The following is a 13,243-nucleotide window of genomic DNA, read 5'->3' on the forward strand; positions in this document are numbered from 1 at the left end:
AGGATACCTAAGGTAGGTAATCATCGCCATGATGGAACCCACAGCCGATGTCCTGATCGTCGGCGCCGGCCCCACCGGCCTGACCCTCGCCTGCGATCTGGCCCGCCGCGGCGTCGCCGTCCGCCTGGTCGAGCGGGCCGCGCATCCCAGCACCGCCTCCCGCGCCAAGACGATCCAACCCCGCGCCCTGGAGGTCGCCGACGACCTCGGCGTGATCGAGCGCGTCCTCAAGGAAGGAGCCGTGAACATTCCCACCCGCCACTACGACCGCGACCGCGTGGTCTCCGAAGCCGTCGAGGTCGCGGCCGGAACACCTGCACCAGACGCCCCCTACCCGCCCGTATGGCTCTCCCAGCCCAAGTTCGAACAGATCCTGCGCGATCGCCTCGCCGATCTCGGCGGCACCATCGAGTGGGGCACCGCGGTGACCGGCCTCGACCAGGACGGCGACGGCGTCACCGCCACCGTCGAGACCGCGACGGGGGAGGCGACCATCCGAGCCCGGTACGCCGTCGGAGCCGACGGCGGCCGCAGTACCGTCCGCAAGCACGCCGGTATCGCGTTACGCGGCACCTCCCACCCCGACCAGCGCTGGCACCTCGGCGACGTCCGGATCGACGGTCTCTCCCGCCACTGCCAGCACGTGTGGATGAGCAAGGAGCACGGCATCCTCTCGCTCTTCCCCTTGCCCGGCACCGATCTGTGGCAGTTCCAGGCGTCCGTCCCCGCCGACGTAAACGACCCACAGGAACCGTCTCTGGAGCTGTTCCGCGACATCTTCGCCAGCCGCGCGGCCGTTCCCGGTGTCCGCATCACCGGCGCCGACTGGCTCTCCCTGTACAAGATCAACGTGTGCCTTGCCGACCGCTACCGCGCCGGCCGGATCTTCCTCGCCGGTGACGCCGCGCACATCCACTCACCCGCGGGTGGCCAAGGCATGAACACCGGCATCCAAGACGCCTACAACCTCGGCTGGAAGCTCGCCGCCGTCCTCGCCGACGCCGACCCCGTGCTGCTGGACACCTACGAGCAGGAGCGGCGCCCCGTCGCCCAGGCCGTCCTCGGCGACAGCACCACCCGGCTGCGCGCGGTCATGCGCGCGGCGGACGACGGCGACGGACCGACCGCGCAGCGCGGCCTGACCGGCGACTTCACCACCGGCCTGACCATCGCCTACCCCGACAGCCCGCTCACCGCCGGCACCGCGGCCGGCGGCCGCGCTCCCGACGCCCCCTGCCGGGATGCCGCCACCGGCCGCCCAGTCCGCCTGCTAGATCTGCAACGTGGCCCGCACTGGACGCTGCTCTCCTTCGGACCCGACGCCCTGCCCCAGCCGGACGGCCCGGCCGCTGCCGGACTGCGGGCGTTCCGCGTGACCACCGACCCGACCGCCACCGGCCCCCGCACGGTGATCGACACGGACGGCCACGCCCACCGCGCCCACGCCACACACGGCGGCGAACTCGTCCTCATCCGCCCGGACGGCTACGTCGCTGCCCGCCGACCCTCCCGCGACCTGGCCGCCGTCGTCGCCCTGGCCGCGGCACATGGCCTGCGATGAACCGGCCCAGGGCACCCCGCCACGGGCCGCGATGCGGTCCGCGATCAGCCTCGGTGGCCGCCGCTGGCGCAGCTCGGGCCACTCCAAGGCGACGTCCACCCCGTGCTTGGTGGCGAACCCGGCTCGCGCCCGGCCGGCTTGTGGCAGGGTGACGCGGTCGATGAGCTGCTCGTCGCGCAGCTGGGCCAGGCGGCGCCGCGTCTGCTCGATCCGCACCTCGGGTGCGATCACAAGATGTATTTGCTCGGTCGTTGCCATCCGGTACTGCGCCAGTACGGCCAGTGCCAGCCGGTCGACGCCGCCGGCGGCCACGCTCAGAATTGTCACTGCTGCCCTTCGAGTACGGTGCGGCGCCGGTCTTGTCCGGCCCTTGCGTGTACCGCCCAGGCCACCAGTCGGCCCCGACCGGACCACCGACCGTGAAGGCCCGACCAGCGTCACGATGCGATAAGTCCGCCCCCGACCACACCCGCAACCCCTCCGGCATCCCCGCCGAAAACCCCGCTGACAACGGTCCGCATACAACCGGGGCCTGACGATGTATCCGTGGGTCACCACCCTTTTCAGGCGTGGCCGGGTAGCCCGGCATCCCCCGACTGCACCCCCACACGGCCCCACCCAGGAAGAAAGAGGAAAAGGGGAGGGTGGGCGCGGTGTGGTGGAGCGGTCGGGGGATCGGGCGGCCTGCAAGGGGTGTTGCGCGTCGGCGGGGCCCTCCGCGCTTAGCCCGTGACGATTCGACGTGCCATGAGAACCTGGCGTCGGCCGGGCGCAGCTGGCGGGAGTAGACCTCAGTCGTCCTGTGCGGGGGTCGGCGGTGCGGTCGTCGGAAGAAGTCTCCGTCCAGGGTCTCGAAACCGTCCGGCAGCGGCGTCCTGGCCGGCGCCACCACGCCGATCTGGCCGATCTTGACGGCGCCGATCTCCCTGACCTATGCCGTATGCGGTCGTTCGTACGTGGCCGTTCGCGGGCGCACAGCAGATGGCTCCTGGCGTCGACCTGTGCTCCCCGCGCCCGTGGGGATGGTCCCTCGGGTGTGCAGGGGGCGTTGGGGATGCTCGGCGCTTGTCACTAGCCGGTGACCAGGATCTGCACAAGCTCATGCAGATCCTGCGCGCTGAAACTGGGCGGGGTCATCGCGCGCGGGTACACGGAGGCTCCGTGCCGCAGCCACGCACCGTCCAGCCCGGCTCTCCGCGCCCCGTCGATGTCCCAGGGATGCACGGCGACCAACATCGCCTGCTCAGGCCGGACGCCGACTCGTTCGACGGCATAGTGGTAGGCCGCCGGTGCCGGCTTCCAACAGCGCGGTCCGCGCACGTCCGACAGGGCCTCGAAGCGGTCCAGCACTCCTGCCGCGTCCAGCAGTCGCTCGGCCAGCGCGACGCTGCCGTTGGTCATCGCCGTCAGCCGGTATCCCGCATCGCTCAACTTCCGTACACCGTCCGGCACATCGGGGTGTGCTTCCAGCTGGGAAAGGCCGTCCAGAATGTGCCGGGCTGCGGCCTCTTCATCTCCCGCCCATCCCTCCAGGCCAGACAGCAGGGTCCGTACTCCGTCGTGTGCGACGGAGGTGAAGTCCGCGTACGCACCTGAGGCGGTCAGGGCGAATCCGTCCCGCAGTACCCCGGCGAACCAGGTCGGCAGCAGGTGCCCGGGGGCACCGATGTCCTCGAAGCGACCGCGCAGTGGTGTGAGGTCACTGAGTGTCTCGTTGACGTCGAAGACGAGGACCTGGTGCTGGTCGGCGGGCATGTTCTTCTCCTCCTTGCGTCCGTGCGCGGATGCCGGACGTCGTAGCCCCCTCAGGCTGCGAGTACCCGTCCTGTGGGCGGTTGCGGCAGCGGGCTGCTCCTTTCTCTGTCTGCTGCAGCGTGCTGCCGGGGTACGGGCAAACGGAGTCCGCGGATGGTTCGAGTCTCGAGTCGCATGTTGGCACCGCGGCTGTGGCCATGTTCCGACAGGCGGGCCAGGGCCTGGCGGATGTGGGTCGCAGGTTCGTCGATGCAGAGACGTTCCTCCGCGTAGGCGTGGGTGAGCGGGTGAACCCGGAAGCGGTGGGGTGCGGTGCGTTCGATCAGGTGCTCTGCCGCCAGAGCCGCAAGGTGATGTTCGGCTGCAGCGAACGGTTCACCCAAGAGTGCGGCGGCTCCTGCGATCTCCACCTCTGTCGGCGGATGAAGTGCCAGCAGGCGAAGGAGTCGCCGTGCACCCTGCGGCAGCCGCGTGTCGGAGGCGGCCAGTGCAGTGCGCACACCGTCCTCCAGGGCCAAGGTGATCAGCGGCTCGCGGTAGTAGTCGCCGAGTGCCCAGGCAGGGTGCTCGCGGATGTGGCGGCCGATGACCGAGAGGGCCAGCGGGAGGTGGCCCAGCAATCCCGCCATCTGCTGGACGGCCAGGAGGTCCGAGGCGAGGCGTTCGGCTCCGGCCGCTGCCCGCAGCAGTTCGACGGAGTCGTCCGGGTCGAGTGGCGGTACCGGCAGACGGGCGGCTTCAGTCAGGCCGTCCAGCGCGCGCCGGCTGGTGATCAGCGTGCGACATCCTGGGGTTCCGGGTAGGAGGGGCCGCACCTGTTCGGTGTCTGCCGCGTCGTCCAGGACGATCAGTGCGCCCGTTCCCGCCAGGACTTGGCGGTAGAGAGCTGTTCGTGCGTTGAGGTCGTATGGGATGCGGTCGCCGGTGATGCCGAGCAGCCGCAGAAAGGTCTCCAGTACGGCAGCAGGGTCGGCGCCTGGGCCCTGCGCAGCGGAGCCTCGCAGGTTCGCGAACAGGACGGGTATGTCAGTGCGTTCCTCTGCGAGAAGCCGGTGTGCGACGTGCAGGGCGAGCGACGTCTTGCCCACACCCGCCATGCCCTCCAGCGCCACCGTCGGCATCTGCCCGTCGGAGTCAAGCAGTGCCTCCGCCTGGACCACCAGGCCGGTTCTGCCGGCGAATGCGGGAAGTCCTGTCGGCAGCCGGTCGTAGGCGCTGACGCGTGCGGCGGCCTCCGCTTCGCCGAACACGGCGCGTAGTGACTGGCGCCAGCCAGAGACGATGGCTTCGTCGGAGCCGACGAGTGCCTGGACCACGGCCAGCAGCAGGTCAGCGTTGGGGCGGCGGCGGCCCATCTGGAAGCAGTTGCCCACGGTGGAGCGGGCCGGCCATTCGCCGCGCGGGCGTCCTGCCCGCTGCCAGTCGCGGTGGATACGCCGCGTTATCTCGGTGATCGACGGGTTGCCCGCCCACGCCTTCAGCAGTCTCAGTTCCGCGATGAATTCATCTATTGTGCGGGCTTTTGCCGGATCCAACACCTGCGGCACGAACATCCTCCCCCATGGGACACCTGGGCCACGACCAACCTGGAACGGTCGTTTCAAGTTAGACGACATGAGGCCTCGACTGTCAAGCGGTATCCGAGGGTTGGCTTCCGGCCACGGAGCGCATCCAGGATCATCCACGATCACTCCGGAAGCCCGCATTCCGTCCTGATGCTGGGGGCCGTCCCTGCTCACCGGCACCCCAGGAATCCCACTCGCCCCCTGACGGCGAGCCTCGTGTGCCCCCGTTCCAGGACAGGAGTCCGTGCGTCACCATGCCCCAAATCGGTGTTTCCCTGCGCCCCGTCGGCGGCAGCGTCGTCGTGGGCCAGGCCAGAGAGCACACGCTCACCATCGACCGGCCAAAGGAGAAAGAGGGCACCGACGCCGGTCCCATGGGCGGAGAGCTGCTGCTTCTGGCGCTCGGCGGTTGCTACGTGAGCACCTTCCTCGCCGCCCTGAAGGCCGAAGACCCGCAGGTTGACATCTCCGAGATCAGCTTTCAGGTCGACGGAAGCCTCGGGAGCGCGCCGACCCGATTCTCCGAAATCACCGTGCAGGTGTCGGCGCCCGCCTCCCTTGAGGACCTGATCTCCAAGCCCCTGCTCAAGGCCGAGCGGGGCTGCATCGTCCACAACTCGATCCGTGACGCCATAACGGTCCGCTTCACCCACGAGTGGCGCTGACGCTTCCCCCCACCGAAGGAGACAAGACCGTGGAAATGCAGAACCCCGCGATGCAGGACAGCCCGAGCCAGGACCGCGGCATGGCGGACATGGCGAGGCAGGCGAGCAGCATGCAGCCCGATCCCGTGGGCGGCGCGAGCCCGGGCGCGCGGCGCGTCACGATCGTCGGTGCCGGCTTCTCCGGCACGGTCAGCGCCATCCGGCTGCTCCACTTCGCCGACGCGCCCCTGGAGATATGCCTGATAGAGCGGGAGGAGGGCTACCGCTACGGAGGTATCGCGTTCGGCTGGGCGTCCACCAACTGGGAGCACATGCTCAACATCCAGGCGGGCCGCATCACCCTGCGCCGCGAGCGTCCGGAGGACTTCCTGGAGTGGGCCAACGGGGAGGCGGACCGCTCGGATTGGCCGCAGAAGTGGCAGTACCACACCTTCGGCGTGGCCTGCGTCGTGCCGCGGCGGATCTTCCGGCAGTACCTGGCCGAGCGGCTGCGCGACGCGGCCGCCGACGCCCACGCCGAGGTAACCCTGCGCGAGCTCACCGGTGAGGTCATCGACGTCCGTGGCCAGGGTGGCGGCTACGTCTCAAGTACGCCGATTTCTCGGCCCAGGGCGGGGTGCACGACCTGTTCTCGGACCAGGTGATCCTGGCGACCGGTCACCTCTCACCGGTGCAGGCGCCCTTCTACCACCGCATCAAGGACTGCGACCGCTTCCTCGCCGACCCCTACGCCCCCGGTGCCCAGGACTGGTTCCAGGAGGTCGGCCCCGAGGAGAGCGTCCTCGTCACGGGCTCCGCGCTGTCGGCTTTTGACACGGTGATCTCCCTCATCCATGCAGGCCACCGGGGGCAGATCCTGATCTGCTCGCGCGGCGGGCACATGCACGGCACCTACCCCGTCGACCACGAGCACGACATCTGGCAGGCCCGCCGGCCGCCCTTCCTCGACGCCGAGAAGCTCACCCCCGAGGCGGTGGTGGAGGGGATCAAGGCGGAGTACGCGCACCTGCGCGCCGAGCATGGTGTGGAGCCGGGCAGCGCGCTCGAGGCCGTCTTCCCCGAGCGGGTCATGAAGGCGTGGGAGCCGTACGTCATCGAGCTGATCTCCCGCATGGACGCCCGCGACGTGCGGATGCTGCTCGACCGGTACAAGAGCCTGATCGTCACCAACCGCACCAGCACCGTGCGGGAGATCGGCGGCGTCGTGCGCAGCCGGATGCGCGGATACAACGGGGCACCGAAGACCGTCGAGACCCTGTCGGCCGGCATCCAGGACATGCGCCCCGCCGAGGACGGCACGAAGATCCGTGTGGTCTTCGCCGACCAGCCCGACATCGTCGTAGACCGCGTCGTCAACTGCCTGGGCAACAAGACCGATTACGAGCGCGCCGACCACCCCCTGTGGCACGGCCTGGTCAACGGACACGGCTACGCGCAGCCGCAGACCAAGACCCATCGCGGCATCGAGGTCGGCCCCCACGGACAGCTCATCGCCGCCGACGGCACGGCGGCAGCGGGCCTGTTCGCCGTCGGCCCGATGCGCCAGGGCGACGAGACCACCCGCCGCGGCCGGCTCGGCGCGTTCGTATTCAGCATCGGCACCCTGCGCAACCAGTGCTTCGACACGGCGATGGAGGTGCTGCGCCACCTCGAATCGGCCGGCGAGGAGGAGCAGATGGACATCCCTGAGGGCATCCACCACTGCCTGATCCGCAGCAGCGACTGGATCGCCGCCGACCTCGCCACCGAGGATCCGCAGGCCACCCGCCTGCGGATACGCCTGCAGAGCTACGCGAAGGACAACGCCTACCCCAACGCCGTCAACTACCTGCAGGCCCAGGACCGCACCGAGCGCCGCAAGTACCGCGCCATCCTCGACGACGACCTGGCCGACTTCGGCGCCGCCCTGGCCCGCGAGTTCGGCCTCACCGCACAGCAGGCCCGGCGGAGCGTCTCCCTGCTGGCCACGCTCGTGCAAAAGCACGCGGTCCACAACCTGTGCGACATCACCAAGCTGGCGGGCTGGGGCTCCCAGTACGCCGAGCAGGTCAAGCACGCCCCGAAGAAGGGCGCGTGATGGCAGAGCACAACGAGCAGGAGCTGCTGAGCCGCCTGTTCATGGTCCGGCACGGCGAATCGACCTGCAATTCCGTCCACCGCATCGCCGGGCAGCGCGACGCCCCCCTGACCTTCCTAGGCCGGATCCAGGCCGAGAAGGTCGCGGGGCGCCACCGTGGCCAGCACTTCGACCGCGTCTACGTCTCCCCGCTGACCCGCGCCTATGAGACCGCCGACACCATCTTCCGTCTGGACGCCCACGAGGCGGACGTCCCCGAGGTCGTGGTCGACGAGCGTCTGATGGAGCGTGACTTCGGCAGCTACACGCTGGAGAGCAAGTCCATCCTCCAGCGCCGCCACGGCATCGCAGAGTACGAGCGGGCCATGAACGCCGACAGCCCGACCATGCACGGCGGCGAGACGTTCCAGCAGTTCAGGGACCGCGTGCACGCCTTCTACGAGGAGGAGCTGCTGCCCGCGCTGCGGCGCGGCGAGACGGTGTGCGTGGTCTCGCACAAGTACGTCGTGGAGCTGATCTGCCGGTTCATCCTGGACCGGCCGGCCGACGAGTCGTACGACCTGCGGCTGCCCAACTCCCAGATGCTGCAGGGCGACCGGATCCACAGCTACGTCAAGAACGAGAACAAGACCATGAACATGGTCTACGACTGGATCGTCGTCAACCATCCCGTGGTGTTCTGCGCCGGCCTGGCCGCGGGCCTGCTCGCCAATCTGGCGGGAGCGCGGATCTCCACCTCGCCCTATGTGCTGCTCCTGCTCCTGGTGCTGGCCAGCGTCATCACCATGTGCCGTATCGAACTGGAGAACGCGCTAACCTTTGTGACCGACCGCGGCACGCTGAGGTCCGTCACCCTGCGTTACCTCGTCCTACCGATGGCCTTCGCGGCCCTGGTGCGCTGGTCGGACGCGGGCAGTACGAGTACGGCGGCGATCGTCGCGGTGTTCCTCGCCACGCCCAGCTCCGTGGTGGCGATGACCGTCAGCCGCTGCCTCGGCGGGATGATCATGCCGACGTTCGCGCAAGTCCTGCTCTCCTCGCTGGCCGCGACCTTCTCGTTCTCGGCCGTGCTCGCCCTGACCCTGCACGAGGACATCGCCCCGGCCATCGCCATCAGCGCCGCCACCTCCACGGGCGTCGTCACCGCCGTCTACGTCCTGGTCAAACGTCTGCGGGAACGCTCGCCCATCCGCACGGCCAAGTACGGCGAGCGCAACGGATACGTCGCGGTGCTGCTGCTGACCGCGTTCATCATGCTGGTCTGCCTCAAGCTCGACCTGGACGGCTTCACCAGCTACGCGCCCACCGCCGTGGGCATCGCCGTCGGCCTGCGCCTGGTCGCCGCCCTGCTCAAGCGGCGCCGCCACGTCCAGACGCTCGACGACTACACCGCCATGACCTACCCCAACGTGTTCGTGGTGGTCATCATCGCCGCGCTGACCGGCAACGGGCCGCTGGAGCAGGTGGCGATCTGGACCCTGCTGCCGATGTTCGTCCTGTCCTTCTTCGACAGCTTCTACGCCCGCCACCTCGTCGTCGCCCCCGACGACCCGCGCTGGCCCGACGTACTCGGCCTCAAGGACCGCCCGTCGGCCGAGCGGCGTGCCACCGCGCCCGTCCGCACCATTGAGGACCCCGACGCCCGGCTTTCCGCGAGGAGTTGACCTTGTCCGTGCCACCCGCTTCGTTGATACCGCGGCCGTTACTGTTCTGGACCGGTGTCGCCCTCACCTGCGCCGGCGTCGCCGAGCACGTGTGGATGTTCATCGACTCCGCATCCATGCACTTCCACATGGCCATGATGGACATGTCACCGGCGATCATGTGGGCTGCTATGGCCGCCATCGTCGTCGGCGTGGTGCTTTCCGGCTTCGCCGTCTTGCCGCCGCGGACAGCCGGTCCCGCCGCCCCCGCTGCGGCCCACGCCACGACGGCGAGTCGGCGCCGCCTCATCGCCATCCTGACCTTCGCCCTCCTGGTGGACCAGATGAAGCCCGCCACCCTGGCATTCATCTCGCCGGGCCTGCGGGCTGAATACGGCCTCAGTGCCGCCGACGTCTCGTGGCTGCCCACGGTCGCGCTGACCGGCACCGTGCTCGGATCGCTCGTCTGGGGACGCGCGGCGGACCGCATCGGCCGCCGGGCCACCATCCTCATCGCCTCCCTGCTCTTCCTCGGCACCACGGTGTGCGGCGCCATGCCGACCTTCGCCGGCACCCTCGCCATGTGCGCCCTGATGGGCATGGCGGCCGGCGGCATGCTGCCCGTCGTCTACGCCCTGATGACCGAGAGCCTGCCGCCCGGCCGACGCGCGGCCATCATGGTCCTGCAGGCCGGGCTGACCACCACCGGCGGTTACATGGCCGCCTCCGGACTGGCCGCGATCCTCATTCCGCTGGCCGGCTGGCGCGTGACGTGGTTCGCCCAGCTCCCGCTGGTCCTGGTCCTGATCGCGCTGAACCGCTGGATCCCCGAATCGGCCGCCTTCACCGCCCGGCAGACACGAGCGAAGCAGGTCCCCGCCTCCGCCCTGTTCAAGCCTCCACAGACGGCCAAGACGCTGGTCGTCAGCGCCTACGCCATGGCCTGGGGCCTCGTCTACTGGGGCTTCATCACCTTCCTGCCCAGCCAGCTGGAATCCGCCGGCCGGCACGGCATGTCCGCCGCCACCCTGCTGTTCCTCTCCTCACTGCTGGCCATCCCCACCTGCGCGGTCGGCGCATGGCTCTACATGCACTGGTCTGCCAGGGGCACCATGGTCGTCTACGCGGCCCTCACCGTCGCCGCCCTCCTGACGCTGGCAGCCGTCGGCATGGACGGCAACAGGACCATCCTGCTGGCCACCGTGATGCTGCTGTTCGTCGGCACCGCCGGTGTCATCGCGCTCATCGGCCCCTACACCGCCGAGATCTACCCCCTGGCCATCCGGGGCACCGCCGGTGGATGGGCCGCAGCCGTCGGCAAGTCCGGCGGAGCCTTCGGCCCGCCCCTGATCGCCCTGGTCCTCTCGGCACCGGGCGGCATCCGCACCGCCGCGGCGTTCGTGGCGCTCCCCATGGCTCTCGCAGGCATCGCCGTCGCCGTCCGCGGCAGCAACCCGCAGGCCGCTGCCCCAACCCCCCAGGGCACCACCGCGTTGGACGCCGAACTCGACGAACTCGTCAGCAGCGAGGTCGTTGCCGCCGAGGCCACAGCGACAACGCACCTGCCGAGCACGGGAGGTGTGCAGACATGACCGGCGGCGTCAACGGCGTGGCACTTGCTGTCTTCGCCCTGTTCTTCCTGCTCGTCACCGTCATGGGCTTCCTCGCCGCGCGCTGGCGCAAGGCCGGCGATGAGCACACCCTCGACGAATGGGGCCTGGGCGGCCGCTCGTTCGGCACCTGGATCACCTGGTTCCTGCTCGGCGGCGACGTCTACACCGCCTACACCTTCGTCGCCGTACCCGCGGCGATCTACGCGGCCGGCGCGGCCGGCTTCTTCGCGGTGCCGTACACGATCCTCGTCTACCCGCTGATCTTCACCTTCCTGCCCCGCCTGTGGTCCGTCTGCCACCGCCACGGGTACGTCACCACAGCGGACTTCGTCCGCGGTCGCTTCGGCTCGAAGGGCCTGTCGCTCGCCGTGGCCTTCACCGGCATCCTCGCGACGATGCCGTACATCGCACTCCAACTCGTAGGCATCCAGGCGGTGCTGGACGTGCTCGGTGTCGGCGGTGGCGAGAACACCAACTGGTTCGTGAAGGACCTGCCGCTGCTGATCGCCTTCGGCGTGCTGGCCGCTTACACCTACTCCTCGGGCCTGCGCGCCCCGGCCATGATCGCCTTCGTGAAGGACACGCTGATCTACATCGTCATCGTCGTCGCGATCATCTGTATCCCGATCAAGCTGGGCGGCTTCGACCACGTCTTCGCCCAGGCGAGCGAGAAGTACGCGGCAGCTGGTGCGGGCGGTCTGCTCCCACCCGCAGAGGGCCGCTGGACGTACGCCACCCTGGCGCTCGGCTCCGCGATGGCCATGTTCATGTACCCGCACTCGATCACGGCCACGCTCTCGTCCCGTAGCCGCGAGGTGATCCGCCGCAGTACGACGGTGATGCCCCTCTACACCCTGATGCTCGGCCTCTTGGCGCTGCTCGGTTTCATGGCGATCGCGGCCGGGGTCAAGGTCACCAACGGGCAGCTGGCGATACCGCAGATGTTCGAGACCATGTTCCCGGGCTGGTTCGCAGGCGTGGCCTTCGCGGCGATCGGCATCGGCGCGCTCGTCCCCGCGGCGATCATGTCGATCGCGGCCGCGAACCTGTTCACCCGCAACATCTACAAGGACTTCATCAAGCCGGACGCCACGCCCCAACAGGAGACCAAGGTCTCCAAGCTGGTGTCGCTGCTGGTGAAGGTCGGCGCCCTGGTCTTCGTCCTGACCATGGACAAGACGGTCGCCATCAACTTCCAGCTGCTGGGCGGCATCTGGATCCTGCAGACCTTCCCGGCCCTGGTCGGCGGCCTGTTCACCCGCTGGTTCCACCGCTGGGCGCTGCTCGCCGGCTGGGCGGCAGGCATGATCTACGGCACTCTCGCCGCGTACGGTGTCGCCTCGCCCACGCAGCAGCACTTCGGCGGCTCGTCGGCGGCGATCCCAGGCATCGGCCAGACCGGCTACATCGGCCTGACGGCGTTCGTGCTCAACGTCGCCCTGACGGTGGTCCTCACCTTCGTCCTGAAGGCGGCCAAGGCCCCCGAGGGCATCGACGCCACAGCCCCTGAGGACTACACGGCCGATGCGGCAGAAACCGAAGCGGTGTCAGCTGCCACCCTCCGTCCGGACACCTCACCTGCCCCCAACCCCAGTTGAGAACCCGAACCACGGATGCCTACTCCGCCGCCCTGACGCCGAGCGAGTCCAGGGCGGCGGCCACCGTCTTTCGCAACGACGCGGCGTCGGCACCAGCACGCGAGCGCAAGTTGACCCCGTAGGCGAGCAACGCCAGCAGATCCGCGGAAGCACCAGGATCGGCCCCGGGAGCTAGCTGACCCTGGCGGTCGGCGGTGACCAGTGCCGCGTACATCGCCTCGCGCAGCTCCCGGTGGTGCTGGTCCAGGACGCCGCGCACCTCCGGATCACTGTTCTCGGCCCCGGCGTGCGCGTTGGAGACCATGCAGCCCCATTGGGCGTACTCGCCCGAGCAGCGCGCCTCGATCAGGCCGGCGAAGAACTCGGAGACGGCCGGCAGACCCCGCTCGTCCTCGGCCAGGCGCCGGAACATCGGCTGGGAACGCTGCTCCAGGTACCGGCGCAGCGCGGTGAGATAGAGCTCCTGCTTTCCGCCGAACGTGGCATACAGGCTGGAGCGGTTGAGCCCAGTCGCGTTCACTATGTCCTGGATCCCGGTCGAGGCCACGCCCTGCCGCCAGAACAGCCGCACCACGGTCTCCAGGGTGGCATCCGGGTCGAAGTGCTTGATGTCCGGCATGTTTCACCCCGCCATCTTGAAATAAGGATTCCAAGATACTCCCCGTTCACCACCCCGCAAAGGTGCTGACGGGTACAGAGCAGGACAGGTCACCCACCTGTGCGAACGCATCCAGGTTCGTCCACGATCCGCCCGCGGTGGCACCAA

Annotated in this window: 10 protein-coding genes and 1 pseudogene; 7 read left to right on the forward strand and 4 right to left on the reverse strand. The window is 69.2% G+C overall.

What is annotated here, in order from left to right:
* Nucleotides 1-28: 28 nt before the first annotated feature.
* Entirely contained in the window at nucleotides 29-1,561 is a 1,533-nt protein-coding gene (locus tag IG05_RS0101320) for an FAD-dependent oxidoreductase (protein ID WP_051789365.1), read from the forward strand.
* A gap of 120 nt (nucleotides 1,562-1,681) precedes the next feature.
* Here the strand turns inward: IG05_RS0101320 and IG05_RS50185 are convergent.
* The 3 genes and pseudogenes from IG05_RS50185 to IG05_RS0101330 all read right to left on the reverse strand — a co-directional run.
* A pseudogene (locus IG05_RS50185) lies at nucleotides 1,682-2,179 on the reverse strand (replication-relaxation family protein); the annotation flags it as partial.
* A gap of 453 nt (nucleotides 2,180-2,632) precedes the next feature.
* A complete protein-coding gene (locus tag IG05_RS0101325; RefSeq protein WP_030338444.1) occupies nucleotides 2,633-3,316 on the reverse strand; it encodes a haloacid dehalogenase type II in 684 nt (227 codons plus the stop codon).
* A 50-nt stretch (nucleotides 3,317-3,366) separates the two neighbouring features.
* The gene (locus tag IG05_RS0101330; protein ID WP_158838710.1) at nucleotides 3,367-4,869 is read right to left on the reverse strand and encodes an NB-ARC domain-containing protein; all 1,503 of its coding nucleotides are present in this window, start codon (nucleotides 4,867-4,869) and stop codon (nucleotides 3,367-3,369) included.
* Between the two features lie 266 nt (nucleotides 4,870-5,135).
* Between IG05_RS0101330 and IG05_RS0101335 the strand changes: the two genes are divergently transcribed.
* From IG05_RS0101335 to mctP, 6 genes are read left to right on the forward strand one after another with little or no spacing between them, the layout of a single operon-like run.
* Nucleotides 5,136-5,546, forward strand: a complete 411-nt coding sequence (locus tag IG05_RS0101335; protein ID WP_030338446.1) for an OsmC family protein — start codon at nucleotides 5,136-5,138, stop codon at nucleotides 5,544-5,546.
* A gap of 35 nt (nucleotides 5,547-5,581) precedes the next feature.
* Nucleotides 5,582-6,190, forward strand: a complete 609-nt coding sequence (locus IG05_RS0101340; RefSeq protein ID WP_030338447.1) for an FAD/NAD(P)-binding protein — start codon at nucleotides 5,582-5,584, stop codon at nucleotides 6,188-6,190.
* Complete coding sequence (locus IG05_RS0101345) at nucleotides 6,163-7,623, forward strand: FAD/NAD(P)-binding protein (protein WP_030338448.1); 1,461 nt, start codon at nucleotides 6,163-6,165, stop codon at nucleotides 7,621-7,623. Before IG05_RS0101340 ends, IG05_RS0101345 begins: the two co-directional genes overlap by 28 nt.
* Nucleotides 7,623-9,287: a histidine phosphatase family protein gene (locus tag IG05_RS43540; protein WP_051789371.1), complete on the forward strand. Its 1,665-nt coding sequence runs from the start codon at nucleotides 7,623-7,625 to the stop codon at nucleotides 9,285-9,287. Before IG05_RS0101345 ends, IG05_RS43540 begins: the two co-directional genes overlap by 1 nt.
* 8 nt (nucleotides 9,288-9,295) lie before the next feature.
* Nucleotides 9,296-10,858: an MFS transporter gene (locus IG05_RS0101355; protein ID WP_234335736.1), complete on the forward strand. Its 1,563-nt coding sequence runs from the start codon at nucleotides 9,296-9,298 to the stop codon at nucleotides 10,856-10,858.
* Entirely contained in the window at nucleotides 10,855-12,477 is a 1,623-nt protein-coding gene (gene mctP, locus IG05_RS0101360) for a monocarboxylate uptake permease MctP (protein ID WP_030338451.1), read from the forward strand. Before IG05_RS0101355 ends, mctP begins: the two co-directional genes overlap by 4 nt.
* Before the next feature lie 19 nt (nucleotides 12,478-12,496).
* Here mctP and IG05_RS0101365 read toward each other — a convergent pair whose 3' ends face one another.
* Complete coding sequence (locus IG05_RS0101365) at nucleotides 12,497-13,096, reverse strand: TetR/AcrR family transcriptional regulator (RefSeq protein ID WP_030338452.1); 600 nt, start codon at nucleotides 13,094-13,096, stop codon at nucleotides 12,497-12,499.
* Between the last annotated feature and the right edge of the window lie 147 nt (nucleotides 13,097-13,243).

Source organism: Streptomyces sp. NRRL S-1022 (genome assembly GCF_000720135.1).
Lineage (GTDB): Bacteria > Actinomycetota > Actinomycetes > Streptomycetales > Streptomycetaceae > Streptomyces.

Bases quoted from the DNA above. Each gene is read 5' to 3' on its own strand.
- IG05_RS0101325 (WP_030338444.1), bottom strand. From the start codon at position 3,316: ATGCCCGCCGACCAGCACCAGGTCCTCGTCTTCGACGTCAACGAGACA.
- IG05_RS0101335 (WP_030338446.1), top strand. From the start codon at position 5,136: ATGCCCCAAATCGGTGTTTCCCTGCGCCCCGTCGGCGGCAGCGTCGTC.
- IG05_RS0101320 (WP_051789365.1), top strand. From the start codon at position 29: ATGATGGAACCCACAGCCGATGTCCTGATCGTCGGCGCCGGCCCCACC.
- mctP (WP_030338451.1), top strand. From the start codon at position 10,855: ATGACCGGCGGCGTCAACGGCGTGGCACTTGCTGTCTTCGCCCTGTTC.
- IG05_RS0101365 (WP_030338452.1), bottom strand. From the start codon at position 13,096: ATGCCGGACATCAAGCACTTCGACCCGGATGCCACCCTGGAGACCGTG.
- IG05_RS0101330 (WP_158838710.1), bottom strand. From the start codon at position 4,869: ATGTTCGTGCCGCAGGTGTTGGATCCGGCAAAAGCCCGCACAATAGAT.
- IG05_RS43540 (WP_051789371.1), top strand. From the start codon at position 7,623: ATGGCAGAGCACAACGAGCAGGAGCTGCTGAGCCGCCTGTTCATGGTC.
- IG05_RS0101340 (WP_030338447.1), top strand. From the start codon at position 5,582: ATGCAGAACCCCGCGATGCAGGACAGCCCGAGCCAGGACCGCGGCATG.